A 23680-nucleotide genomic window follows, 5' to 3' on the forward strand; every position below is an offset into this window, starting at 1 on the left:
TGGCGGGTTGAATGTGTTCTTCCAGGCGACTCGCGGTCCGTCATTGTGCGAGCATCGCTCGCTCCTGCAAGTGTGTAACGGTTATCCATGAAAACCCCCGTTTGGTTCCCCCAGAGTTTCTTCTCCCGCACCCTCTGGCTGGTGCTGATCGTCGTGCTCTTTTCCAAGGCGCTGACGCTGGTCTACCTGCTGATGAACGAAGATGTGCTGGTGGATCGGCAGTACAGCCACGGCGTTGCCCTGACCTTGCGGGCCTATTGGGCGGCCGACGAAACCAATCGAGCGAAAATTGCCGAAGCGGCGACTCTGATCCGGGTGGTCGGTGCTGGCGTGCCGGAGGGCGAGCAACACTGGCCCTACAGCGAAATCTACCAACGACAGATGCAGGCCGAGCTGGGCGCCGATACCGAGGTGCGGCTGCGCATGCACTCGCCTCCGGCGCTGTGGGTGCGTGCCCCGAGCCTGGGTGATGGCTGGCTGAAAGTGCCGCTGTACCCGCATCCGCTGCGCGGCCAGAAAATCTGGAACGTGCTGGGCTGGTTCCTGGCCATCGGCCTGCTGTCGACGGCTTCGGCGTGGATCTTCGTCAGCCAGCTCAACCAACCATTGAAACGTCTGGTCTACGCTGCCCGTCAACTGGGTCAGGGCCGCAGCGTGCGCCTGCCCGTCAGCGATACCCCCAGCGAGATGACCGAGGTCTACCGCGCCTTCAACCAGATGGCCGAGGATGTCGAGCAGGCCGGGCGCGAGCGTGAACTGATGCTCGCCGGCGTGTCCCACGACCTGCGCACCCCGCTGACCCGGCTGCGGTTGTCGCTGGAGTTGATGGGCGAGCACACCGACCTGACCGACGAAATGGTCCGCGACATCGAGGACATGGATGCGATTCTCGACCAGTTCCTGGCGTTCATTCGCGACGGCCGTGACGAATCGGTGGAGGAAGTGGACCTCAGCGAATTGGTTCGGGAAGTGGTTGCGCCGTATAACCAGAACGATGAAAAAGTGCACTTGCGCCTGGAGCCGATCCAGCCCTTCCCCCTGCGCCGGGTGTCGATGAAGCGCTTGTTGAACAACCTGATTGGCAATGCCCTGAACCACGCTGGTACCGGCGTCGAGGTGGCGGCCTATGTTTCCGGCGACACTAATGCGCCTTATGTGGTGCTCAGCGTCATGGACCGTGGCGCCGGCATTGATCCGGCGGAGCTGGAAGCGATTTTCAACCCTTTTACCCGGGGCGACCGCGCCCGAGGCGGGAAGGGGACGGGGCTGGGCCTGGCCATCGTCAAGCGCATCGCCTCGATGCACGGCGGCAACGTCGAGTTGCGCAACCGCGCCGGTGGTGGGCTGGAGGCTCGGGTGCGTTTGCCGTTGGGGTTGATGCTGCCTCGGGATGCGGTGTAATCGATCTGATTGCAGGAACCTGTGGGAGCGAGCTTGCTCGCGATGACGGTGTGTCAGTCAACCGATTCGGCACTGATATACCGCTTTCGCGAGCAAGCTCGCTCCCACAGGGTTTTATGTTGGCTTAGCCTTTTCCTTTAGTCCGGGTCATGTTCGGCCCGCCATTCTTTTCCAGGTGTTCGATGATGATTCCCGCCACGTTCTTGCTCGTGGTGGTCTCGATCCCTTCCAGGCCTGGCGAGGAGTTCACCTCCATCACCAATGGCCCGTGATTGGAGCGCAGGATATCCACGCCGGCCACGGCCAGGCCCATGACTTTTGCAGCGCGCAGGGCGGTCATGCGTTCTTCCGGAGTGATCTTGATCAGGCTGGCGCTGCCGCCGCGATGGAGGTTGGAGCGGAACTCACCGGGCTTGGCCTGGCGTTTCATCGAGGCGATCACCTTGTCGCCGACCACGAAGCAGCGAATGTCCGCGCCACCGGCCTCCTTGATGTATTCCTGGACCATGATGTTCTGCTTCAAGCCCATGAACGCTTCGATCACCGACTCCGCTGCCGTCGCGGTTTCACACAGCACCACCCCGATGCCCTGGGTGCCTTCCAGCACTTTGATCACCAGTGGCGCGCCATTGACCATTGCGATCAGATCGGGAATGTCGTCGGGGGAGTGGGCAAAACCGGTCACCGGCAAGCCGATCCCACGTCGCGACAGCAGTTGCAGTGAGCGCAGCTTGTCCCGGGAGCGGGCAATGGCCACGGATTCGTTGAGGGGAAACACCCCCATCATTTCGAATTGACGCAACACCGCGCAGCCATAGAACGTCACCGAGGCGCCGATCCGCGGGATCACCGCGTCGAAGCCTTCCAGCGGTTTGCCACGGTAATGGATCTGCGGCTTGTGGCTGGCAATGTTCATGTAGGCGCGCAGGGTGTCGATCACCACCATTTCATGGCCTCGTTCGGTCCCGGCTTCAACCAGGCGACGAGTGGAATACAGACGCGGATTACGCGACAGCACAGCGATCTTCATGCAACACCTGTGGCAGAGGTAGTGGACACCGGGAACGCCGGTTTGTCTTGAACGTATTTGATACCCGGATTGACCACCAACTGGCCGTCGATCAAGGCTTTGGAACCCAACAAGAGGCGATAGCGCATGGATTTGCGGCAGGCCAGCGTGAACTCGACCCGCCAGATCCGATCACCCAGTGCCAGCGTGGTGCTGATCACGTAGCGGACCTGAGCGTGACCGTTGGAGCTTTTTATCGTCTTGCGCGCCACCAGCGGGGCTTCGCAGCGGCGATGACGCAACTGCACCACCGTGCCCAGGTGCGCGGTGAAACGCACCCATTTCTCACCGTCGCGCTCGAATGGCTCGATGTCAGTGGCGTGCAGGCTGGAGGTACTGGCACCGGTGTCGATTTTTGCCCGTAGGCCCGCGACTCCCAGATCCGGGAGCGCCACCCACTCGCGCAGACCGACAACGGTCAAATGGTCAAAAGTTTTCAATAAAAACAACCTGCGATCAGTGCATCGGATCGTTGAGTCCGCGAATCGCGGTATTCACGCAGAATAATCACAAAATGGCGACAGTTATCTACACACCTGTTTCCGTTCATAACCAATACCGACCCACGCCCGTGAAAGTGCTCCGGCGGGCATTCTATCTGTCGGGCCGAATTCGTGTTCCCGACAAAAACGGTAGTACAGTTCTGACCATTGGCAGGAAAGAGGAATAGCAGTGGCACAAAAACAGGAAGAAGACGACAAGGTTCGTCTCGATAAATGGTTGTGGGCGGCGCGATTCTATAAGACGCGTGCCTTGGCCAAGGCCGCCATCGAAAGCGGCAAGGTCCATCACCGGGGCGAGCGCTGCAAGCCGGGCAAGGAACCTCGTATCGGCGACGAGTTTGTCATCCGTGCCGGGTTCGATGAAAAAACCGTGGTGGTAGAAGCGCTGTCGATCGTGCGGCGTGGCGCCCCTGAAGCGCAGGCGCTGTATCGTGAAACCGAAGCCAGCATCGCCAAGCGCGAAGCCGCCGCCGCGCAACGCAAGGCTGGCGCCCTGGGTGTCAGCACCGATGGCAAGCCAAGCAAGAAGCAGCGCCGGGATCTGTTCAGGTTTCATGGCAGCAATAGCGAGTAACGGATGGCAGGCTGAGGGACACGATGTATCTCGAGCCTTCTGGTCAGACAAACCCTCGCCTTGCTTGGAACCCACCGGCAATGTCCATAAAATGCCCACCATCAATTGTCATCACTTCAGATACCCGATCCTATGACTGATTTACCGGATACCGACTACACCCAGCGTTTCATCTTCGATGACAGTGACACCCGTGGCGAGCTGGTGGCGTTGGAACGTAGTTACGCCGAAGTCCTCGCCAAGCACCCCTATCCAGAGCCGGTCGCGCAAATGCTCGGCGAACTGATGGCCGCTGCGGCGCTGCTGGTCGGCACCTTGAAATTCGATGGCTTGCTGATTCTCCAGGCCCGTTCCGAAGGCCCGGTGCCGTTGCTGATGATCGAGTGTTCCAGTGAGCGCGAGATCCGTGGCCTGGCCCGTTATGACGCCGAGCAGATCGCACCCGACGCGACCCTGGCCGACATGATGCCCAATGGCGTGCTGGCCCTCACGGTCGATCCGACCCAAGGCCAGCGCTACCAGGGAATTGTCGACCTCGATGGCGCGACCCTGGCCGATTGCTTCACCAACTACTTCGTCATGTCCCAGCAGACCAACACCCGTTTCTGGCTCTATGCCGACGGGCGGCGTGCCCGTGGCCTGCTGCTGCAACAACTGCCCGCCGACCGCCTCCGTGATCCGGAAGAACGTGACGCCAGCTGGCAGCATATCACCGCTCTGGCCGGCACCTTGAGCGCCGACGAGCTGTTGAGCCTGGACAATGAAACCGTGCTGCATCGCCTCTATCACGAGGAGGCCGTGCGCCTGTTCGATGGCCAGCCGTTGCGCTTCCAATGCAGTTGCTCCCGTGAACGTTCCGGCAATGCGCTTGTCAGTCTGGGTCTGGAAGATGCGCAGCAACTGGTGATCGAGCATGGCGGTGCCATCGAGGTCGATTGCCAGTTTTGCAATGAGCGCTACCTGTTCGACGCGGCAGACATTGCACAATTGTTCGCCGGTGCGGGTGTCGACACACCGTCAGATACTCGTCACTAAAACGGTTCAGCGCAGGTAAATCTCCTGGCAAACGCCGGATTTACGCCGTACTGACGGGAGGGCCCTACTATTTTTGGGCTTTTCTGGCATAATCCGGCCCACTTTTTTCGGGTAGTAGTGCGCGACTTCCTACTACAAAACGTTTGGAGCACTCGGCCACGGGCCGACGGGGAACCTCATGACGCAAGCCAATAACGCCGTGTACACCGATCTGAGTGTCGATGATCTGGTCAAAGAAGCCCTGAGTCGCGGTGAAGGCGAGCTTGCCGATACTGGCGCGCTGGTTGTTCGTACCGGTCATCGTACCGGTCGCTCGCCAGTTGATCGCTTCATCGTAGAAGAACCGACCACCCAGGACGCTATCGCCTGGGGCCCGATCAACCGCAAGTTCCCGGCCGACAAGTTCGATGCCTTGTGGAACCGCGTTGAAGCCTATCTGGGCGAGCGCGAGCGTTTCGTTTCCCACGTGCATGTAGGTTCTGATCCTGCGCACTACCTGCCGGTCAAGATGACCACCGAGACGGCCTGGCACAACCTGTTCGGCCGTTGCCTGTTCATCAACCCGGAGCAGTACAACGCCGGCGGCAAGGATGAGTGGCAGATCATCAACGCGCCGAATTTCGTCTGCGAACCTGAGCGTGACGGCACCAACTCCGACGGTACCGTGATCATCAATTTCGCGGCCAAGAAAGTGCTGATCGCCGGCATGCGTTACGCCGGTGAAATGAAAAAAGCCCTGTTCTCCGTGCAGAACTTCCTGCTGCCAGCCGTCGATGTGCTGCCGATGCACTGCGCTGCCAACATGGGCGAAGAGGGCGACGTGACCCTGTTCTTCGGTCTGTCGGGCACTGGCAAGACCACCCTGTCTGCCGATGAAAGCCGTTACCTGATCGGCGACGACGAGCACGGCTGGGGCGTCGGCGTGGTCTTCAACATCGAAGGTGGTTGCTATGCCAAGTGCATCGACCTGTCCGAGAAGAACGAGCCGGTCATCTGGAAAGCCATCCAGCACGGCGCCGTACTGGAAAACGTTGTCCTGGACCCGGTTACCAAGAAAGCCGACTACGCCGACGACAGCCTGACCCAGAACAGCCGCGCCGCCTACCCGCGTGAGCTGATCGAAAAACGCGCACCGAAAAACCTCGGTGGCGAGCCAAACGCCGTTATCTTCCTGACCTGCGACCTGACCGGCGTACTGCCGCCGGTGTCGATCCTCAGCGAAGAGCAAGCCGCCTACCACTTCCTGTCCGGCTACACCGCACTGGTGGGCTCGACCGAAATGGGTTCGGGCAGCGGCATCAAGTCGACCTTCTCCACTTGCTTCGGCGCCCCGTTCTTCCCGCGTCCGGCCGGTGAGTACGCTGAGCTGCTGATCAAGCGTATCCGTGGCTTCGGCTCCAAGGTCTACCTGGTCAACACTGGTTGGACCGGTGGTGGCTATGGCGTCGGCAAGCGCTTCAACATCCCGACCACCCGTGCGGTGATCGCGGCGATCCAGAGCGGCGCGCTGATCGGTGCAAAAACCGAACACCTGGACATCATCAACCTGGACGTGCCGCTGGCTGTCCCAGGTGTTGATACGGGCCTGTTGAACCCACGCAACACCTGGGCCGACAAGGCCGCGTACGACGAAGCTGCCAAGGCGTTGGCCGGGTTGTTCACCGAGAACTTCAAGAAGTTCGACGTGAGCGATGCGATCAAGGCTGCTGGGCCACAGCTGTAAGGCTCGGTTAGCGAATGAAAAAACCGCCCTTTGTGGGCGGTTTTTTTATGGACGGCTAATTAACGCAACCGCTGCCGCACAACCTCCAGCAACTCGCTGCCATCCTGAGTCAGCAGATAAAGCGCATGAACGATGTTGGGAATGTCTTTCACGTCGGCGTGTTTGAAGCATAGGCAATGAAGGGTTTCGAGCAGGTCGCTGGACGCGCGGATTCGTTGGGCGGCGGCGTCGCAGAGGTCGTGGAGGTTGGCCTCGGTGTCGATGGCCAGAATCGGTGTGCTGTTGAGTCGCTGGTATCGATCGATGGGCGGATTGTCTGTGTGCATTTGAGCCCTCTTCAGTACGATTTTCAATCGCGCCAAAAACTATAGAGGGCTCCTTCCAGGCACCGCAATAGGACCTGAAAGGACAGGTTGTGTAGGACGTTTACCGGCGTCTGACGCTTGGATGAAATGCTTGCTCCAGGGCTAGCTAACCAGCCTTCGCTTTCCATTCACTGTCTGCTCGATCCTACAAACTCGCTGTAGGGCAGGCTTAGGACGCGGCAGGCCATTTCCGACAGGCTAGTCATCTCGCTGTTGCGAGAGTTGATGAAAAAAAGCGGCGGAAGCGAGTTCCTTGTCGATGGTGCAAGTATTTAGTCTGCCATGGGGCCGGGCGTTCGCCGTGAGGCCGTCTCAAGGTCCATCAACCCCTGGCCATAGGCCTCACTGTTGGCATAGATGCCCGTGCGGTTGGCTGTCGCCAGCAGATGCTCGCGCACTTGCTGCGGGCTGAGTTGCGGGTAAAGGCTCTGCAGCGCAGCCAGGGCGCCGCTGACCAAGGCTGCTGCTGGCGACGTACCGGCGGTTTGCACGTAACGGCCGTCCTTGCCCACCGTGAGCAAGCCGGCCTGCGCACCGGCATCGCCGCCGGGTACGGCGATGCACCAGGCGGCAGCGACGCCGCAATAATTGGATTTCCCATTGATGGCGCTGCCGTCGCTTTTCAGTGCAACCACCGCGATCCATCCTTTTTCCAGTTCAGGCAAGGCCACCGGTAACCCCGGTTCGGCCAGAGGCTCACGCTTGAGTTCGTTACCTGTCGGGAAGACAAACACGGCGCCTTCTGAGACCAATTTTCGGGCAACGGCCAGGGAATCAGGCATTACCTGGTTGTAGCGCGCTTCATTGATTTCGGTGGCGGGGATGGCGTTGGCCCACGAGTTATTGAACAGGCGGGCGCCCTTGTCGAAACCGTTTTGCCAGGCTTGTGCGATTTCGCTATCGAAGAAAAATGGCTCGTTGTTGTCGCCAAAACGAAAGGGGATCAACTGAGCGTTGAACGCGATGCCATGCATGCCCTGGTTGTCCTTGTTGGCGGCGAGTATGCCGGCCATTTGCGTGCCGTGGCCGATGCGGTCAATCGTGCCTGGACGGTTTTCGACGTAATCGAATCCGGGATCGCTCAGCCTGCCTTCGAACTCCTTGAGGCTGGCGTTGAGGCCCGAGTCGATCAACGCCACGACAACATCCTGACCGGTCCCGCCACGCGCGTAGAGAGCAGAAGCGTTGACGACGGCCAGGCCTCGTTGAGCGTGATACTCCGGCGTCTCGAATAGGGCCGGATCCACGCCGGATCGTTCAGGGACGGTCAAGCAACCGGCCAGCAGTGAGGCCGACATTAGCGTCAGGGCGTGTAGAGCGCAAAGTGGGTGTGGCACGGTTCGTTCCTTGAATGGAGTTGAGCGTCAGGCTTCCTGGCCTTGACGTGACGCATGAGTCGCCGACGCACCTTACCGTGGCGACGAAGTCGGAACGAGGCATCAAAGTGCCCGGATTTGTATCTCCTCGTGGCAAAGCAAAAGGGCGTTGAGGCTGTATCATCCGGTATCGTTTTTTACCCCGACCTTTTCTCGACGCGCTGCGCTGTCCCGCTAGGCTTTGGGCATCGCAGCAGTCAAAGGAGCGACCGCTTATGCACAGCACCCTGGAACAGGTTTTCGGTTATCCACAGTTTCGCCCCGGTCAGGAAACGGCCATCAGCGCAGTACTGGCCGGTCGGTCGGCGGCGGCCATTTTTCCCACCGGTTCCGGCAAGTCCCTGTGTTATCAATTGCCAGCCCTGCTATTGCCGCACCTCACCTTGGTGGTCTCGCCCCTGCTGGCGCTGATGCAGGACCAGTTGGCGTTCTTGCAGCGCCTCGGCATCGCGTCGGCCAGTATCGATTCGGCCCAGAGCCGTGATGAAGCCAACGACGCCATGGCGCGGGCCCGCTCGGGCGAATTGAAGATCCTGATGATTTCAGTGGAGCGGCTGAAGAACGAGCGCTTCCGCAACTTCCTGCAACAGGTGCCGATCTCGTTGCTGGTGGTGGACGAAGCTCATTGCATTTCCGAATGGGGACATAATTTTCGACCGGACTACCTCAAGCTTCCCGACTATCAGCGTCAGTTCGGTATTCCCCAGGTATTGCTGCTGACGGCCACCGCAACACCGAAGGTCATTGCCGACATGCAGGCGAAGTTCGCCATTGCCGACGACGATGTGGTGACGACCGGTTTCTATCGGCCCAACCTCAATTTGCTGGTCGAGCCGGTGCGCGGGACGGACAAGCGCGCACAACTGGTGCAATGGCTGGGCGAACGTCCCGGGCAGCCGAGTATCGTCTACGTCACCTTGCAGCGAACCGCCGAGCAGATAGCCGAACACCTGGGCCAGCACGGCATTGGGGCCGAGGCCTATCACGCCGGCTTGCCCCATGAGCAACGCGAAGCCATCCAGCGGCGGTTCATGGGTGGGCAGTCCAATTGCATTGTCGCGACCATCGCTTTCGGCATGGGCATCGACAAGAGCGATATCCGCAACGTGGTGCATTTCGACCTGCCCAAATCCATTGAAAACTACAGTCAGGAAATCGGCCGGGCCGGGCGGGACGGGCAGCCGTCCGACTGCCTGGTACTGGCCAATCGCGACAGCGTCAACGTGTTGGAGAACTTTGTCTATGGCGATACGCCCGAGCTGGAAGGCATTCGCTGCGTGCTCGATGAGCTGAAGGCCACCGCTTCCGATGGACAATGGGAGTTTTTGCTGAGCCCCCTGGCGGACCAGAGCAACATCCGGCAACTGCCGCTCAAAACGTTGCTGGTCCAGTTGGAGCTGCGTCGGCTGATTGCGCCGCGCTATGCCTATTTCGCGGAGTATCGCTTCAAGTTCCTGACCGAGCCACAAGCGCTGCTTGAGCACTTCGAAGGTGAGCGAAGGGATTTCGTCTCGGCCATCATCCAGACCTCCAGTCGCGCCCGGACCTGGGCCACGGTGAATTTCGACGGGATGTACCAGCAGTATCACGCTGAACGCAGTCGCGTGGTCAAGGCGCTGGATTACTTCCAGGAAAGAGGTTGGATCGAGCTGGAAAGCAAACAGATGACCGAGGTGTACAGCGTGCTGGAAACCGACCTGGATGCGCAGGTCTTGAGTGCCGAGCTACACGCCTACTTCACCCGGCACGAGCGCGGTGAAATCGCGCGGATCCATGCCATGCTCGAGCTGTTCGCCACCGACCGTTGCCTAGGTTATCGGTTGGCTCAGTATTTCGGCGACGACAACGCGCCGCAACAGTGCGGTCATTGCTCGGTGTGCCACGGACAGGTCGCTCAACTGCCGGAGCCACCTCCGTTGCCGGCACTTGTGGATAAAAGTTTCGAGACCCTGTGTGACGACTTTATCCACAGGCATGAGGAGCACACCGGCAATCCACCTTCTGCCGAGCGCTTGACCCGGTTTCTGTGCGGGATCAGTGTGCCGTTGTTCACCCGGTTGAAGGCGCGAAAGATCCGTGGATATGCCGCACTGGAGGAGTATCCGTACGCTGAGGTTCGCCATTGGACTCAGGCGCACCTGTGAGCTGCATCCATCCGGTGAATGCCCTTCATCACACGAATAAATTTCAAAAACTTACGAGGGCTGACTAAGGTGAAGGCTGTCTTTGGATCGCCAATAAGAGAGCAAACATGAGCCAGACCCCCTTCGATATCCAACACGCTGCCGTGGTCGGTGCAGGCACCATGGGGCGAGGCATCGTGATGTGCCTGGCCAATGCCGGCGTGACGGTGCAGTGGGTCGACAACAACCCGCAGATGCTCGAGCAGGCGCTGACTGCCGTGGCCGAAACCTATGCCCATAACGTGCGCCAGGGTCGTATCGACCAAAGCGAAGCCGATGCGCGGATCGCACGGGTGACGCGCGCGGATGATTACGCGGCGATCCGCAATGTCGACCTGGTGATCGAAGCGGTTTACGAGAACCTCGAACTCAAGCAGAAGATTTTTCGGGAGTTGGACGGTTTGCTCAAACCCGAGGCGATCCTGGCGAGCAACACCTCGGCGCTGGACATCGATGCAATCGCCGCCGCCACTCGCCGCCCAACCCAGGTGCTGGGCCTGCATTTCTTCAGCCCGGCGCACATCATGAAGCTGCTGGAAATCGTTCGTGGTGCGCAAACGTCCAAGGCGGTGCTGGACGCAGCCCTCGCACTGGGCAAGCGCATGGGCAAGGTCAGCGTGGTATCGGGCAATTGTCATGGTTTCATCGGCAACCGGATGCTTCACCCTTATGTGTTGGAAGCTCGCAAGATGTTGCTGGAGGGGGCGTTCCCCTATCAGGTCGATGCGGCGTTGCAAGGCTTCGGTTTCGCCATGGGACCGTTCCGCATGTACGACGTCGTCGGCATCGACCTGGAGTGGCGCGCCCGAGAGCTGGCGGGAAAAGGCCAGGATGCGCCAGAGGTGCAGGTGGATAACCGGCTGTGCGAACTGGGGCGGTTCGGCCAGAAAAGTGGCAACGGGTACTATCACTACGAACCCGGCAGTCGGCAGGCTGAACAAGATGTTGAAGTCGACGCGCTGGTGCAGCGGGTCAGCGAAGCGCTGGGCTTCCAGCGTCGCGAGATTGGACCTGAGGAAATCCTCGAGCGTTGTTTGCTGGCGCTGGTCAACGAAGGCGCGAAGATCCTGCAGGAAGGCATTGCCGAGTCGGCCCACGATATCGACCTGGTCTATCTCAACGGCTATGGTTTTCCGGCCGACAAGGGTGGCCCGATGGCCTGGGCCGATGGACAGGGACTTGAAGATATCCATGCGCGTCTACTGGAGCTCGAAACGAAGCAGGGGGACCAATGGAAACCCGCGCGCCTGATCGGCGAGCTGGCCGCGCAGGGCAAGGGCTTCGCGCAGCGGTAGGCCCGGTCTGGCGTGCGTACAAAAACCAATGGTCAATCGTAAAGGACAGCTGATGCCCCAACGTAGTGAATACCCACATCTGCAAGCCATCACCACGCGCTGGCATGACAACGATGTGTACGGTCACGTCAACAACGTCACCTACTACAGCTTTTTCGATACGGCGGTGAACACCTATCTGATCGAGGTCGGTGGCCTGGATATCCATGATGGAGAGGTGGTGGGTTTCGTGGTGAGTTCGGCCTGCGACTACTTTGCGTCAATCGCTTTTCCGGATCGGATTGAAATCGGCCTGCGGGTTGGAAAGCTGGGCAGCAGCTCGGTGCAATATGAACTGGCGGTGTTCAAGGCGGACGAGGAGGAGGCCTGCGCGGCCGGGCGCTTTGTGCACGTGTTCGTGGACCGGGCGTCGAATCGGCCTGTAGCGATACCCGATCGGCTGCGGGGGGCTTTGGAGCGCTTGGTGGTCTGAAACGAAAAATCGCAGCCTGCGGTCAGACTCTGGGAAGAGTTGCCGCAGGCTGCGATCTTTTATCGCTGATATTTAAAGCCAGCGATTAGTCGCGATAACGATGTTTATGCTTGCGATGCCCGTAGGCATGGCCACGACCCGGGTGGCCGTCACGGTAGTAGCGACGGTCCCCACGGCGACCGTCATAGCGACGATCGTCGTCATCGTCCTTACCCATGTAGTTACCCAGCGCGCCGCCGGCGCCGCCGCCCGCTGCTGCGCCGATCAGGCTGCCAGTGCTACCGCCCACGCTACGACCGACCACGTTACCGCCGGCTGCGCCCAGCGCACCGCCGATTGCCGCTTCGCCGCGGCTGTGTTTGTCCGCGCCGACCGCGCTACCGCCCGCGCCGCCCAGGGCCGCGCCGATGGTGGAACCGGTGTTGCCGCCCAAGGATTGGCCGACGACCGAACCCAAAACCCCGCCCAATGCGCCGCCAACACCTGCTTCGGCAGTGCCGCCAGCAGAAGCGACGCCACTGATCAGGCCAAGGGACAACAAGAGAATGGAGGAGAACTTCATAGAGGAGCCTCAAAGGGATGACGGCGCGATCCTGAGGCTGGCTTCGCTTGGTTACAATCAAAATCCGACGAGTAACACGACTTGTGCACAATTCGATAAGTTATTGTTTTTCGGTAGGAACTTAAGATGTTTTTGCCGGTCTTTAGCTACTTCGGACAGGCCGTTTTCTATGGAAAACGGCCTTTTTTGTGGGTGTATGAAAAGCGGGGGGGCAAGGAAGCCGGCTTCATTGCCCCGGCACTGGCTCAGGCCGATTTGGCCAGGATCAGGCCATTCTCGCTCGCGGCTTCCAGGCGGATCGCCACGAATTTCGAGGTGGGCGTGTGGCTGCCGTCGCCGGTGCTTTCCAGCGGCACCAACGGGTTCACTTCAGGGTAGTAAGCGGCGGCCTGCCCGGCAGGAATGTCGAACGCCAGCAGGGTAAAGCCCTTGACCCGACGCTCACGACCATCATTCCAGATCGAGACGATGTCGGCCTTCTGCCCCGGTTTGAAGCCCAGGCGAATGATGTCTGCTTCGTTGACGAACAGCACGTCACGCTGGCCCTTCACGCCGCGATAGCGGTCATCCAGGCCATAGATGGTGGTGTTGTACTGATCGTGGGAGCGCATCGACTGCATGATCAGGTCGGGCAACTGACCGGTGGCGCGAGTGCGTTCATGTACCAGGTCGATGGGGAGCAGATTGGGCTTGAAGTTGGCGCGGCCCGACGCGGTGGCCCAGCGACGCGCTCCGGCGCTGTTGCCCAGGTAAAAGCCACCAGGATTCTGGAGCTTTTCGTTGAAACTCTTGAAGCCGGGAATGGTGTCGGCAATCAGGTCGCGGATGCGGCTGTAGTCGGCCACCAGCCAGTTCCAGTCCACCGGGCGGCTGCCCAGCGTCGCGGCAGCGATACCGGCGATGATCCATGGCTCGGAGCGCATCTGGTTCGACAGCGGCTGCAGCTGACCCATGGAGGCGTGGACCATGCTGAAGGAGTCTTCGACGGTCACCGCTTGCGCGCCTTCGGTTTGCAGGTCGATATCGGTACGGCCCAGGCACGGCAGGATCAGGGCCTCTTTACCGTGAGCCAGGTGGCTGCGGTTGAGCTTGGTGCTGATCTGCACGGTCAGGTCGCAATTGGACAGTGCCTGAAAGGTCCGGTGGCTGTCCGGTGTGGCTTGGGCGAAGTTGCCACCCAGGGCGATGAACACTTTCGCTTCACCGTTGGCCATGGCGTGGATCGCCTCGACCACGTTGTGGCCGTTTTCGCGTGGCACCTTGAATTGGAAGCGCCGCTCCAACGCATCAAGGAACGCCGTTGGCGGACGTTCGTTGATACCCATGGTGCGGTCGCCCTGCACGTTGCTATGCCCGCGTACCGGGCACAGGCCGGCGCCTGGTCGGCCGATGTTGCCGCGCAGCATCATCAGGTTGGCGATTTCCTGGATGGTCGCTACTGAATGGCGATGCTGGGTGATGCCCATCGCCCAGCACATGATCACATTCTTGCTTTTGGCATACATGCGCGCCGCTTGCTCGATTTCGACCAGGGGCAAGCCCGATTGCTCGACGATCTGCTCCCACGACGTATCGTCGACCACGGCCAGGTAATCCAGCACGTTGACGCTGTGTTCGTTAAGGAATGCATGATCGAACACTGCCGCCGTGCCAGCGTTCTGCGCTTCACGCTCCCATTGCAGCAGGAATTTCGCCATGCCCCGCAATATCGCCATGTCGCCGCCCAGGGCCGGACGAAAATACGCGGTATTGGTCGGCTTATCCCCGTTGGTGAGCATTTCGAGCGGGTGCTGCGGATGCTGGAAACGTTCCAGGCCCCGCTCCTTGAGCGGGTTGATGCACACCACCTGGGCGCCGCGTTTCACCGCCTCGCGCAGCGGCTCGAGCATCCGTGGATGGTTGGTGCCGGGGTTTTGGCCCCAGACGAAAATTGCATCGGCGTGTTCGAAGTCGTCGAAGGTCACCGTGCCCTTGCCTACGCCGACACTCTGGGACAGCGCCACGCCGCTGGCCTCGTGGCACATGTTCGAGCAGTCGGGGAAGTTGTTGGTGCCGTAGGCGCGTACGAACAGTTGATAGAGATAAGCCGCTTCGTTGCTGGCCCGGCCCGAGGTATAGAACTCGGCCTGGTTCGGGCTGGAAAGCCCCTGCAGGTGTTTGCCGATCAGGGCAAACGCCGCTTCCCAACTGATGGGCTTGTAACGGTCGGTTTCGGCGTCGTAGCGCATCGGCTCGGTCAGGCGTCCCTGGTATTCGAGCCAGTAGTCGCTCTGTTCCAGTAACGAAGTCACGCTGTGCTTGGCGAAAAACGCGCCGTCGACGCGGCGTTTGGTGGCTTCCCAGTTCACCGCCTTGGCGCCGTTCTCGCAGAACTTGACCATGCCGCTTTCCGGGGAGTCACCCCAGGCACAGCCCGGGCAATCGAAGCCGCCGTTCTGGTTGGTCTTGAGCATCATGCGGATGTTTTTCAGCGCGTTGTCGCTGGTCAGCCAGGCCTGGGCGACGCTGATCAGCGCACCCCAGCCACCGGCCGGGCCCTTGTAGGGCTTGTAGCGCGGTACGGGTTTCTGGTCGGCTTGTTGATGCTTGCTCACGCTTGATTCTCCATCGCAGGGCTGTAGACCCGCGGCGCACTTTTTTGCGGCAGGTGGATGAGATTGAGGTTGTGTTGGCGGGCCCACTGCACCGCCAGGCCGGTGGGCGACGACAGACTGACCAGGGTCTGGATACCGGCGCGCAGCACTTTCTGGATCAGTTCGAGGCTGCAACGGCTGGTGACGATCGCCATGCCGCCGGTCACTGGGATCTGTTGCCGGATCAGCGCGCCAATCAGCTTGTCGAGGGCGTTGTGCCGGCCAATGTCTTCGCGGCCCAGCAGCAGTTCGCCCTGGGCGTTCATGAACAGTGCCGCGTGCACCGCGCCGCAGAACTGGCCCAGCGGCTGGAACTGGCCAATGCGTTGACGCAGCCCATCGAGCCATTGCGCTGGTGGCAGCGGTGCGCCGGGCAATGCCTTGAGGTTGGGCAGGGCCTGTTCCACCGCTTCCACGCCGCACAATCCGCAACCGCTGGTACCCGCCAACTGTCGGCGTTGCTGCTTGAGGTTCCAGAAGGCGCGGTTGGCGATGGTTACCTGGGCATATTGCGCAGAACCCGCGCCGCTCAGTTGCAGGTCATAGATGTCCGATGGGTCTTCGATGATGCCACTGCCCAGGCTGAAGCCGACGATGAAGTCTTCAAGATCCGTGGGGGTGACCAGCATGACGGCCTGGCTGATGCCGTTATAGGCAATCGCCAACGCTACTTCCTCGGCCAGCGCGGTGCTGTCCGATTGGGAGTGGTCCAGATTGCAGTAGCGATAGCTCTGGCTGGCGGCCGGCGCGGATGTTTCCATCGCGGGCGCTGGACTGACCGGAGGCTTGTCGTTCATGGGCATCACTGAAAGTAGGAATAGTGTTAAGACTAAATGCGGCAATCTGCCACGTCTAATTGCTATTACTGATCTCTCAATAGATGACGTCGATCAAGATACTGCTGGTGATTTCTGATAAAGGGCAAAACAAGCCTCTGCCAACGCCGAACGTGGGGCGCCGCGTCGCATGATCAACCCCAGTGGGACCAGCGTTTGCGCGCTTTCGATGGGCTGGATGCGCAGATTTTCGTTCAGGATATGCAGCCCGTTGTTGAGAGGCATCACCGCGCAACACAGCCCGCCGTGCACAGCTTGCAACAATTGGTGAACCGCGTCGGTTTGCAACAACGGTCGAGGTGTGAGCCCTCGACTATGGAAGTTGTGGTCGATGGACTGACGAAAATGCATGCCGCTGGTGAGCATGCCCAGGGGCAGTTCAATCAGCGCTTCCCAACTCAGTGGTTGCTCACCGAAAAAGAAAAAGCGCTGGTCGTACAGCAGGCCCATGCGCGTGTGACTGAATGGCAGGGCCTCGAAACGCTCGTTGTCCAGACGTTCGAGGTAGGAAATGCCCAGGTCGATACGGTTGTTCGCCAGTTGTTCGAGGACGTGCTCGGAGCTCAAGGACGATAGTTCGAAACGCAGGTTGGGATGCTCGGTGTGCAATCGCTGCATCATCGCCAGCGGGTCGAAGTCCGACAATGGCACCACCCCCAGGCGCAACGTACCCACCAGGTTGCCGCGACAGGCCGCGGCTTCGGCCTGCAGCCCGTCATAGGCCGCCAATACCGTGCGCGCCCACGCCAGTACCCGTTCACCCGGCGCGGTAAAGCCTTCAAAGCGCTGGCCGCGGTTGACCAACGGCAAGTCGAGTTCTTCTTCAAGGCTGCGCAGGCGCATCGACAGGGTAGGCTGGGTGATGTGGCAACGTGCGGCGGCCTGGCCGAAGTGGCGGGTTTCGTCGAGCGCGATGAGAAATTTCAGCTGCTTGATGTCCATCTTCGCTCCGGAGCGCGGGAAGGTTCGGATTCTAGCGCTTGCGCGTGGCGGGGTCATTGGTCGGCTGGGAACCGGCCTCATCTGGCCTGGTCTAGTCTTTTGCGTCAGGACACATAACCCAAGGAGCGCGCACCATGAGTCTTTTTAGCTTTGTGAAGGAAGCAGGCGAAAAACTGATCGATCTGCTTACCCCCGGCAACGCCAATGCCAGCGAGCAGTTGAAAGAACACATCAGCAAGGTTGGCCTGGGTAATCCGAATGTTCAAGCGACCATCGAGGGCGATAAAGTCATCGTCACTGGTGAAGTAGGGAGTCAGGAAGAGAAGGAAAAAATCCTGCTGGCCGTGGGCAATATCGCAGGTGTAGGCAGTGTTGACGATCAGATTACGGTGACCGGTCCGGTGGCAAAAGCCGCACGTTTCGTGACCGTGAAAAAGGGCGACACCCTCAGCGCTATCGCCAAGGCCGAGTACGGCGACGCGAACAAGTACAACAAAATCTTCGAAGCCAACAAGCCAATGTTGTCGCACCCGGACAAGATTTATCCGGGGCAGGTGCTACGGATTCCCGAGTAACACCTAGTTGTGGCGAGGGGATTTATCCCCGTTGGGCTGTGCAACAGCCCCAAAATCAGGCAACTCGGAGTGCCAGATAGATTAAGTTGGTTGGTTTGGGGCCGCTTCGCGGCCCAGCGGGGATAAATCCCCTCGCCACAGTGGCTTCATAGTCCGACAAGTAAGTCTCGGTAGTCTACCAACGCTTCAAACTCCCCCGTGTCCTTCGGCCCCTTGCGGCTGTCCGGCTCGCTGACGGCCAGCAGGTACGCGACGCCGAAATCCCGGGCGCTGCGCAACACCGGCAAGGTGTCGTCGATAAACAGGCTGCGGGCCGGATCGAAGTTCAGGTCCGCTTGCAGGGCGTCCCAGAACTGCGGATTTTCCTTGGGAAAGCCGTAGTCGTGGGAACTGATCAAACGCTCGAAGTACGGCGCCAGTTCGATGCGCTCCAGTTTCAAGGACAACGAGTCGCGGTGGGCGTTGGTGATCATCACCACCCGCTTGCCGGCTCGCTGGATCGCCGCGAGGAAGGTATCGGCGTCCGGGCGCAGGGCGATCAGGTGCGCAGTTTCCAGTTTCAGTTCGCGCACCGGCAGTTTCAGCTCGGTGCTCCAGAAATCCAGGCAGTACCATTGCAACTGGCCGGCGTTGCGTTCGAACAGCGGTTGTAGCTCCATCTCGGCCATCGCCCGGCTCACACCGTGCAGTTCGGCGTAGCGCTGGGGCAGGTGTTCCATCCAGAAATGGTTGTCGTAATGCAGGTCCAGCAAGGTGCCGTCCATGTCCAGCAGAACCGTATCGATCTCATGCCAGGGCAGCAAGGCCATAAAACTTCTCCAGCGGTAATCGGATATCCGACACAAACAATCAGAATAGGCCGGGTATAGTAGCCCGCTATCGCCCAGGGAGCCGTCTATGCGCCAGAAACCCACCATACTCGATCGTCGGATCGTCGCCACCAGCCGCTTGTTTTGCGTGGAAGAACTGAAATTGCGTTTTTCCAACGGTGTGGAGCGCACCTATGAGCGTCTGGCGGGCAAGGGCGCAGGCTATGGCGCGGTGATGATCGTGGCGATGCTCGATGCCGATCACGCGGTGTTGGTGGAGGAGTATTGCGGTGGTACCGACGCCTATGAACTGTCCTTGCCCAAGGGCCTGATCGAGCCGGGTGAAGACGTGCTGGCGGCGGCCGAGCGGGAGCTCAAGGAAGAGGCCGGTTTTGGCGCGCGCCAATTGGAGCACCTGACCGAGCTGTCGCTGTCCCCCGGCTACATGAGCCAGAAGATCCAAGTGGTGCTGGCGACGGATCTGTATGAAGAACAGCTGGAGGGCGACGAGCCGGAGCCGATGCGGGTGGACAAGGTCAATCTGCGCGAACTGTCTATCCTGGCGCAAAACCCTCAGTTCACGGAGGGGCGTGCCTTGGCGGCGCTGTACCTGGCCCGTGACCTGCTGACCCAGCGCGGAGCATTCCTGTCATGAACTTCCCCCATCCCCTGATGGCCCCTGTGATTGAACTGGCGCTCAAGGCCGGCGAGGTGATCCTGCCGTTCTGGCGCGCCAATGTGCAGGTCAACCACAAAGCCGACGAGTCGCCGGTGACTGCTGCGGACATGGCGGCTCACGATGTGATCGTGGCGGGGCTGACGGCGCTGGCGCCGGATATTCCGATCCTCTCCGAAGAGGACGCCAATATCCCCCAAGACGTGCGCGCCGGCTGGCAGCGTTGGTGGCTGGTAGACCCGCTGGACGGAACCAAGGAGTTCATTTCCGGCAGTGAGGAGTTCACCGTCAACATCGCACTGATCGAGCAGGGCCGGGTGGTGTTTGGCGTGGTGTCGATGCCCACCAATGGCCGCTTCTACGTCGGTGGCGCGGGGTTGGGCGCCTGGCGTGCCGACCAGGGTAGCGAGCCTTTGCCTATCGCGGTGCGTAACGTATTGGCTGCGCACGAAACCTTCACCGTAGTCGCCAGCCGCCGGCATACCAGCCCCGAGCAGGAACACCTGTTGGGCGGCTTGAGCGAGAGCCTGGGTGAGTTGCAGTTGACCAGCATTGGCAGTTCGTTGAAGTTTTGCCTGGTGGCCGAAGGCGCGGCGGATTGCTACCCACGGCTGGCGCCGACGTCCCAGTGGGACACCGCCGCCGCCCAAGGCGTGCTGGAAGGGGCGGGTGGCGAGGTGTTGGATTTGAGCGGCGAGCCGTTCTGTTACCCGCCGCGTGAATCGCTGTTGAATGCGTCGTTCCTGGCGTTGCCGGCGAAAGCGCCGTGGCGGGGCAAGCTACTGGAGCTCGCCCGCTCTTAAGCCGCCTCCGATCCTGTGGCGAGGGGATTTATCCCCGTTGGGCTGCGCAGCAGCCCCTGGAAAACAGGGCCGCTTCGCGCCCCAGCGGGGATGAATCCCCTCGCCACAGGTTTTGCGGTGTTTTCCAAAGTCAGCGGTGCAACACGTACTGCCCCTCAAACTGCACCGCCACTTCCTCGCTTCCGACATTCATCACCCGCGTCTGCAACGCCACCCGCGCCCGGCCGTAGCGCCGGTAGGTGGCCAGGAAGCGTTTCCAGACCTTTTCCTCAGGCGCATCGCAGACGACAGCGGCATCGTGGGTGACCGGCAGTGGATAACTGATCTGCCCTTCCTGAATCACGATGTGCCCGTCTTCGATGCCTTCTTCGCGCAGGGCCAGGTGCAGCCAGCCCCAGCCACCGAGCACCGCGCCGCAGTACAGGCTGCCGCCGAACATGGTGCTCTTGTGATTGACGTTGGCCGCAAGCGGCAAGAACAGGCGCAGTTGTCTGGCTTGCCAATCGAGCACCTTGAGGCCCATGTCCCGCGTCAGTGGGATGTCGTGGTGCAGGATCGATTCCAGGTAACGACTGTCGCGGTTCATCGCGGGCCTCTTGTTTGAAAGGAAGGTGGCAGTCACTCAATCGGACTCATCGGCTGGGCCATGATGGCTGTCGCCGAAGTTCAGCCCATGCTTGCGCAACTTGTCGTGCAGGGTCTTGCGCGGAATGCCCAAGGCTTCGGCAAGGCTGCGTACCGAACTGTGAGAGCGGGCCAGTTCGGCGGCGATCAGGGTTTTCTCGAAGTTCTCCACCTGCTCGCTCAAGCCGCCACTGACCAGTTCCACCGGTGCTCCGGGAGTGCCGTCCGGGGCGCTGTTGTCCAGGGCCAGCTCCAGGCCCAAGGCGAAACGTTCGGCAGCGTTCTGCAACTCTCGCACGTTGCCTGGCCAGGTATGGCGCAGCAGCAGCGCCCGTTGCGCCGGTTGCAGCTCGTGGGGCGGCAGGCCGTGGCGGGCGCTGGCTTCATCGGCGAAATGCTGGAACAACATCAGCGCATCTTCACCCCGTTCGCGCAAGGGCGGGATGCGCAGCGGCGCAACGTTCAGGCGGTAGTACAGGTCGGCGCGAAAACGCCCTTGATCGGCGGCCTGGCGCAAATCTTCCTTGGTGGCGGCGATGATGCGAATGTCCAGCGGGATCTGTTGATTGCCCCCCAGCCGCTCCACCATGCGCTCTTGCAGCAGACGCAGCAGCTTGACCTGGACATCCAGGCTCATGCTTTCGATTTCATCGAGAAACAGCGTGCCGCCATTGGCGAACTCGAACTTGCCGATGCGACGTTTCTGCGCACCGGTAAACGCGCCGGGTTCGTGACCGAACAGTTCGCTCTCCACCACCGACTCGGCCAGGGCCCCGGCGTTGATGGCCACGAACGGCCCGTTACGCCGACTCGAAAGGTCGTGCAGCGCACGGGCGACCACTTCCTTGCCAGCGCCGGTTTCACCGAGGATCAACACGTCGGCCCGAGTGGCCGCCAGTGCGCCGATCTGCTCGCGCAGACGCAGCATCGGCGTCGACTGGCCCACCAGGCGGGCGCTGAGTTCATGGCGGTCACTGAGGGCCAGGCGCAGACTGCGGTTGTCCAGCACCAGCCGACGCAAGGCCAAGGCTCGGCGCACGCTGTCGAGCAAATGATCGCTGGCGAAGGGCTTTTCCAGAAAGTCATAGGCGCCAGCGCGCATCGCTTGCACCGCCAGCGGCACGTCGCCGTGGCCGGTGATCAGCAGCACGGGCAGCTCTGAGTCTTGGGCGTGGAGTTCGTTCAACAACTCGAGCCCGTCCATGCCGGGCATGCGAATGTCGCTGACCACCACCCCCGGCCAATCCCGGGGCAGTTGCCCGGCCAGGCCCATGGCCTCGGCCAGCGGCAGGATTTTCAGGCCGGCCAGGTCGAGGGTCTGGCTCAAGGCCTGACGCAAGTGGGGATCGTCGTCGATCAGCACCACCTCAATCCGGTTATCGATGGTCATACACTTCGGTCCTCGGATGGTTGCAGGCTCACTCCGGGGGCGCCGGCGCGCAGCTTCAGGGTGATCAGGGCGCCGCCTTCCTTGTGGTTGGCGAACGACAATTCGCCGCCGAAGGCGCGCATCAGGGTGTCGCAGATCGCCAGCCCCAGGCCAAGACCCTGAGTGCGGGTCTTGGTGGTGTAGAAGGGTTCGCCGGCACGGCCGAGGGCCTCCATGCAAAACCCTGGGCCATTATCGCGGATGTACAGGTTGACGCCGGTTTCGGTGGCCTGGGCACTGAGCCAGAGTTTGCGCGGCGGGCCTTTTTCGGTGAGGGCGTCGAGGGCGTTGGCCAACAGATTGCCGAGCACTTGGCGCAACCGGGTTTCCCCGGCCTCGACCCACAAGGTGGCGGCCGGCAGGTCGCGGATCAGCTCCACTTCCATGCTGCGCCGGCGCTTGGCGAGCAGCGCCAGGGCATCGTCCAGCGCCGGTTGCAGGGCAACGCTTTCCGGGGCATGCCGGTCGCGGCGGGCGAAGGCTCGCAGGTGGGCGATGATCGACGCCATGCGTCCGGTCAGTTCGCTGATCAGCTTGAGATTGCCCCGGGCGTCCTCGGTGCGTTGATGGTCGAGTAAAATCTCGGCGTTTTCCGCGTAACTTCGGATCGCCGCCAGCGGCTGGTTGAGTTCGTGGCTGATGCTGGCCGACATGGTGCCCAGGGCCGACAGTTTACCGGCCTGCACCAAGTCATCCTGGGCGCGGACCAGTTCCTGCTGGGCCTGCTCGCGCTCCAATACTTCCTGCCTCAAGCGCCGGTTAAGCCCTTCCAGGTCGCTGGTGCGTTCGGCCACCCGGCCTTCCAACTCTTGGCGAGCCTTGCCTTCGAAAGCGATCCGATCCAGGTAATGGCGCCGGCGCTGCATCATCAACCCGAGCAGCAGCATCAAGACCAGCAACGCCGCGCCGCCGATGGCGACCACGGTGCGCACCGGCCGGTCGATCAGCGTGCGTGGGGCGAGAATGCTGACGCTCCAGCCGGTCTCTTCGATGGACTGTGTCTGGGTCAGCCAGGCATTGTCGTCCAGGTTCAACGGCTTGGGATCTCGGGTCGGGTAGGGTTGCACGGCGCTGATGGCCTGGCGTTCTTCATCACTCAAGGGACGGGTCGCACGGAATCGCCATTCCTGCCGTGACGTGAGAATGACCACGCCGTTGTGATCGGTCACCAGCAGTTGCTCGGGAGTCTTGCCCCACAGGCTTTCGGTGTGGTCCAGGTCGACCTTGACCACCAGTACGCCGATGACTTTCTCGCGGTCGCGCACGGCGGCGGCAAAGAAGTAGCCGCGCTTGGCCGATGTGGTGCCCAAGCCGAAGAAACGCCCCAGGCGTCCGGCCATGGCTTCGATGTAGTACGGCCGAAAAGAGAAATTGCGCCCGACGAAACTGTCGTGTTTATCCCAGTTCGACGCCGCCAGGGTCTTGCCGGTGGCGTCCATCAGGTACATGACTTCGGCGCCGGTCTGGGCGCTGATATTTTTCAGCAGCCGGTTGGCGTTGCCTTGGGTGACGCCATCGTCCGGGGCCGACAACGCCGCGCGCAAGGCCGGCAGGTCGGCGAGAATCTGCGGCAGCACCTCGTAGCGGTGCAGCGTGCCCAACAGGTTGGCGACATAGAGGTCAAGGGTCTGGCGGTTCTGCCCGGCCAGTTCGCTGCGGTAATAGCGCTCGGCCAAATGCTCCAGCGGCCACAACAACGGCGCCAGGCACAGCGCAAGCAATGCCAGGCTGCGCCAACGGGGTCTGCGGGGAAGGGTGGAGTTCATAAGCATCAGGCGCCTGTGGGAACAGACGC

At 61.1% G+C, this 23680-nt stretch carries 22 protein-coding genes; 10 read left to right on the forward strand and 12 right to left on the reverse strand.

The genetic code is table 11. The annotated features are described in order from the left end of the window. Positions 1-87 precede the first annotated feature (87 nt). Positions 88-1401, forward strand: coding sequence for an ATP-binding protein (locus tag LOY70_RS01340; RefSeq protein WP_265032631.1), 1314 nt, complete (start codon positions 88-90; stop codon positions 1399-1401). A 124-nt stretch (positions 1402-1525) separates the two neighbouring features. Here LOY70_RS01340 and rimK read toward each other — a convergent pair whose 3' ends face one another. Together rimK and LOY70_RS01350 are read right to left on the reverse strand one after the other, a co-directional pair. Then, positions 1526-2431, reverse strand: a complete 906-nt coding sequence (gene rimK / locus LOY70_RS01345) for a 30S ribosomal protein S6--L-glutamate ligase (RefSeq protein ID WP_003196697.1) — start codon at positions 2429-2431, stop codon at positions 1526-1528. Further along, a complete protein-coding gene (locus LOY70_RS01350; protein ID WP_176563016.1) occupies positions 2428-2892 on the reverse strand; it encodes an ATP-dependent zinc protease in 465 nt (154 codons plus the stop codon). Before LOY70_RS01350 ends, rimK begins: the two co-directional genes overlap by 4 nt. A 250-nt stretch (positions 2893-3142) precedes the next feature. Here LOY70_RS01350 and LOY70_RS01355 point away from each other — a divergent pair, with 250 nt between their 5' ends. From LOY70_RS01355 to LOY70_RS01365, 3 genes are all read left to right on the forward strand, one after another. Then, positions 3143-3547, forward strand: coding sequence for an RNA-binding S4 domain-containing protein (locus LOY70_RS01355; protein WP_025211287.1), 405 nt, complete (start codon positions 3143-3145; stop codon positions 3545-3547). Between the two features lie 132 nt (positions 3548-3679). Then, on the forward strand, positions 3680-4582 hold the full coding sequence (gene hslO / locus LOY70_RS01360) for an Hsp33 family molecular chaperone HslO (protein ID WP_123345607.1): 903 nt from the start codon (positions 3680-3682) through the stop codon (positions 4580-4582). Positions 4583-4760: 178 nt separating this feature from the next. Then, positions 4761-6305 (forward strand): phosphoenolpyruvate carboxykinase, encoded by a 1545-nt coding sequence (locus tag LOY70_RS01365; RefSeq protein WP_265032651.1) that lies wholly within the window; start codon positions 4761-4763, stop codon positions 6303-6305. A 59-nt stretch (positions 6306-6364) separates the two neighbouring features. Here the strand turns inward: LOY70_RS01365 and LOY70_RS01370 are convergent, their stop codons facing one another. Together LOY70_RS01370 and LOY70_RS01375 are read right to left on the reverse strand one after the other, a co-directional pair. Further along, positions 6365-6631, reverse strand: a complete 267-nt coding sequence (locus tag LOY70_RS01370; RefSeq protein WP_072342734.1) for a hypothetical protein — start codon at positions 6629-6631, stop codon at positions 6365-6367. 311 nt (positions 6632-6942) lie between these two features. After that, complete coding sequence (locus tag LOY70_RS01375) at positions 6943-7968, reverse strand: S8 family peptidase (protein ID WP_265038245.1); 1026 nt, start codon at positions 7966-7968, stop codon at positions 6943-6945. A gap of 293 nt (positions 7969-8261) precedes the next feature. Between LOY70_RS01375 and LOY70_RS01380 the strand changes: the two genes are divergently transcribed. The 3 genes from LOY70_RS01380 to LOY70_RS01390 all read left to right on the forward strand — a co-directional run bounded on the left by LOY70_RS01380 (position 8262) and on the right by LOY70_RS01390 (position 11996). Continuing rightward, complete coding sequence (locus LOY70_RS01380) at positions 8262-10190, forward strand: ATP-dependent DNA helicase RecQ (protein ID WP_265032653.1); 1929 nt, start codon at positions 8262-8264, stop codon at positions 10188-10190. A gap of 107 nt (positions 10191-10297) precedes the next feature. Then, a complete protein-coding gene (locus tag LOY70_RS01385; RefSeq protein ID WP_265032655.1) occupies positions 10298-11524 on the forward strand; it encodes a 3-hydroxyacyl-CoA dehydrogenase in 1227 nt (408 codons plus the stop codon). Between the two features lie 52 nt (positions 11525-11576). Beyond that, positions 11577-11996, forward strand: a complete 420-nt coding sequence (locus tag LOY70_RS01390) for an acyl-CoA thioesterase (protein WP_025211293.1) — start codon at positions 11577-11579, stop codon at positions 11994-11996. 85 nt (positions 11997-12081) lie between these two features. On the opposite strand, the gene LOY70_RS01395 is transcribed toward LOY70_RS01390, so the two are convergent. The 4 genes from LOY70_RS01395 to LOY70_RS01410 all read right to left on the reverse strand — a co-directional run bounded on the left by LOY70_RS01395 (position 12082) and on the right by LOY70_RS01410 (position 16969). Next, positions 12082-12558 (reverse strand): glycine zipper domain-containing protein, encoded by a 477-nt coding sequence (locus LOY70_RS01395; protein ID WP_265032658.1) that lies wholly within the window; start codon positions 12556-12558, stop codon positions 12082-12084. Positions 12559-12803: 245 nt separating this feature from the next. After that, a complete protein-coding gene (locus LOY70_RS01400) occupies positions 12804-15152 on the reverse strand; it encodes an FdhF/YdeP family oxidoreductase (RefSeq protein ID WP_265032660.1) in 2349 nt (782 codons plus the stop codon). Next, complete coding sequence (gene fdhD, locus LOY70_RS01405; RefSeq protein ID WP_265032661.1) at positions 15149-15988, reverse strand: formate dehydrogenase accessory sulfurtransferase FdhD; 840 nt, start codon at positions 15986-15988, stop codon at positions 15149-15151. Before fdhD ends, LOY70_RS01400 begins: the two co-directional genes overlap by 4 nt. 93 nt (positions 15989-16081) lie before the next feature. Continuing rightward, positions 16082-16969: a LysR family transcriptional regulator gene (locus tag LOY70_RS01410; protein ID WP_123345583.1), complete on the reverse strand. Its 888-nt coding sequence runs from the start codon at positions 16967-16969 to the stop codon at positions 16082-16084. Positions 16970-17103: 134 nt separating this feature from the next. Here LOY70_RS01410 and lysM point away from each other — a divergent pair, with 134 nt between their 5' ends. Next, positions 17104-17544: a peptidoglycan-binding protein LysM gene (gene lysM, locus LOY70_RS01415; RefSeq protein WP_123414877.1), complete on the forward strand. Its 441-nt coding sequence runs from the start codon at positions 17104-17106 to the stop codon at positions 17542-17544. Positions 17545-17690: 146 nt separating this feature from the next. Here the strand turns inward: lysM and yrfG are convergent, their stop codons facing one another. Next, positions 17691-18353 carry a GMP/IMP nucleotidase gene (gene yrfG / locus LOY70_RS01420; protein ID WP_265032664.1) on the reverse strand — a complete coding sequence of 221 codons (663 nt, stop codon included), beginning with the start codon at positions 18351-18353 and terminating at the stop codon, positions 17691-17693. 88 nt (positions 18354-18441) lie between these two features. On the opposite strand from yrfG, the gene nudE reads away from it, so the two are divergent. After that, a complete protein-coding gene (nudE, locus tag LOY70_RS01425) occupies positions 18442-19008 on the forward strand; it encodes an ADP compounds hydrolase NudE (RefSeq protein WP_265032665.1) in 567 nt (188 codons plus the stop codon). Continuing rightward, positions 19005-19832, forward strand: a complete 828-nt coding sequence (gene cysQ / locus LOY70_RS01430; protein ID WP_265032667.1) for a 3'(2'),5'-bisphosphate nucleotidase CysQ — start codon at positions 19005-19007, stop codon at positions 19830-19832. Before nudE ends, cysQ begins: the two co-directional genes overlap by 4 nt. A gap of 130 nt (positions 19833-19962) precedes the next feature. On the opposite strand, the gene LOY70_RS01435 is transcribed toward cysQ, so the two are convergent. The 3 genes from LOY70_RS01435 to LOY70_RS01445 are packed head-to-tail and all read right to left on the reverse strand — an operon-like array spanning position 19963 to position 23651. Then, on the reverse strand, positions 19963-20418 hold the full coding sequence (locus tag LOY70_RS01435) for a thioesterase domain-containing protein (protein ID WP_265032669.1): 456 nt from the start codon (positions 20416-20418) through the stop codon (positions 19963-19965). Between the two features lie 36 nt (positions 20419-20454). After that, positions 20455-21846, reverse strand: a complete 1392-nt coding sequence (locus LOY70_RS01440; protein WP_265032671.1) for a sigma-54-dependent transcriptional regulator — start codon at positions 21844-21846, stop codon at positions 20455-20457. Further along, positions 21843-23651, reverse strand: coding sequence for a sensor histidine kinase (locus LOY70_RS01445; RefSeq protein ID WP_265032672.1), 1809 nt, complete (start codon positions 23649-23651; stop codon positions 21843-21845). The genes LOY70_RS01440 and LOY70_RS01445 overlap by 4 nt, the downstream gene beginning before the upstream one ends. Positions 23652-23680 lie beyond the last annotated feature (29 nt).

The organism is Pseudomonas sp. B21-054 (assembly GCF_026016345.1).
In the GTDB taxonomy this organism is placed as follows: Bacteria; Pseudomonadota; Gammaproteobacteria; order Pseudomonadales; family Pseudomonadaceae; genus Aquipseudomonas.

What these genes read in the sequence shown, in the direction of transcription:
- LOY70_RS01395 (WP_265032658.1), bottom strand. Translation starts at nt 12,558, where the DNA reads ATGAAGTTCTCCTCCATTCTCTTGTTGTCCCTTGGCCTGATCAGTGGC.
- LOY70_RS01370 (WP_072342734.1), bottom strand. Translation starts at nt 6,631, where the DNA reads ATGCACACAGACAATCCGCCCATCGATCGATACCAGCGACTCAACAGC.
- cysQ (WP_265032667.1), top strand. Translation starts at nt 19,005, where the DNA reads ATGAACTTCCCCCATCCCCTGATGGCCCCTGTGATTGAACTGGCGCTC.
- hslO (WP_123345607.1), top strand. Translation starts at nt 3,680, where the DNA reads ATGACTGATTTACCGGATACCGACTACACCCAGCGTTTCATCTTCGAT.
- nudE (WP_265032665.1), top strand. Translation starts at nt 18,442, where the DNA reads ATGCGCCAGAAACCCACCATACTCGATCGTCGGATCGTCGCCACCAGC.
- LOY70_RS01375 (WP_265038245.1), bottom strand. Translation starts at nt 7,968, where the DNA reads ATGTCGGCCTCACTGCTGGCCGGTTGCTTGACCGTCCCTGAACGATCC.
- LOY70_RS01365 (WP_265032651.1), top strand. Translation starts at nt 4,761, where the DNA reads ATGACGCAAGCCAATAACGCCGTGTACACCGATCTGAGTGTCGATGAT.
- LOY70_RS01435 (WP_265032669.1), bottom strand. Translation starts at nt 20,418, where the DNA reads ATGAACCGCGACAGTCGTTACCTGGAATCGATCCTGCACCACGACATC.
- LOY70_RS01445 (WP_265032672.1), bottom strand. Translation starts at nt 23,651, where the DNA reads ATGAACTCCACCCTTCCCCGCAGACCCCGTTGGCGCAGCCTGGCATTG.
- LOY70_RS01440 (WP_265032671.1), bottom strand. Translation starts at nt 21,846, where the DNA reads ATGACCATCGATAACCGGATTGAGGTGGTGCTGATCGACGACGATCCC.
- LOY70_RS01380 (WP_265032653.1), top strand. Translation starts at nt 8,262, where the DNA reads ATGCACAGCACCCTGGAACAGGTTTTCGGTTATCCACAGTTTCGCCCC.
- lysM (WP_123414877.1), top strand. Translation starts at nt 17,104, where the DNA reads ATGAGTCTTTTTAGCTTTGTGAAGGAAGCAGGCGAAAAACTGATCGAT.
- yrfG (WP_265032664.1), bottom strand. Translation starts at nt 18,353, where the DNA reads ATGGCCTTGCTGCCCTGGCATGAGATCGATACGGTTCTGCTGGACATG.
- LOY70_RS01385 (WP_265032655.1), top strand. Translation starts at nt 10,298, where the DNA reads ATGAGCCAGACCCCCTTCGATATCCAACACGCTGCCGTGGTCGGTGCA.
- fdhD (WP_265032661.1), bottom strand. Translation starts at nt 15,988, where the DNA reads ATGAACGACAAGCCTCCGGTCAGTCCAGCGCCCGCGATGGAAACATCC.
- LOY70_RS01340 (WP_265032631.1), top strand. Translation starts at nt 88, where the DNA reads ATGAAAACCCCCGTTTGGTTCCCCCAGAGTTTCTTCTCCCGCACCCTC.
- LOY70_RS01390 (WP_025211293.1), top strand. Translation starts at nt 11,577, where the DNA reads ATGCCCCAACGTAGTGAATACCCACATCTGCAAGCCATCACCACGCGC.
- rimK (WP_003196697.1), bottom strand. Translation starts at nt 2,431, where the DNA reads ATGAAGATCGCTGTGCTGTCGCGTAATCCGCGTCTGTATTCCACTCGT.
- LOY70_RS01410 (WP_123345583.1), bottom strand. Translation starts at nt 16,969, where the DNA reads ATGGACATCAAGCAGCTGAAATTTCTCATCGCGCTCGACGAAACCCGC.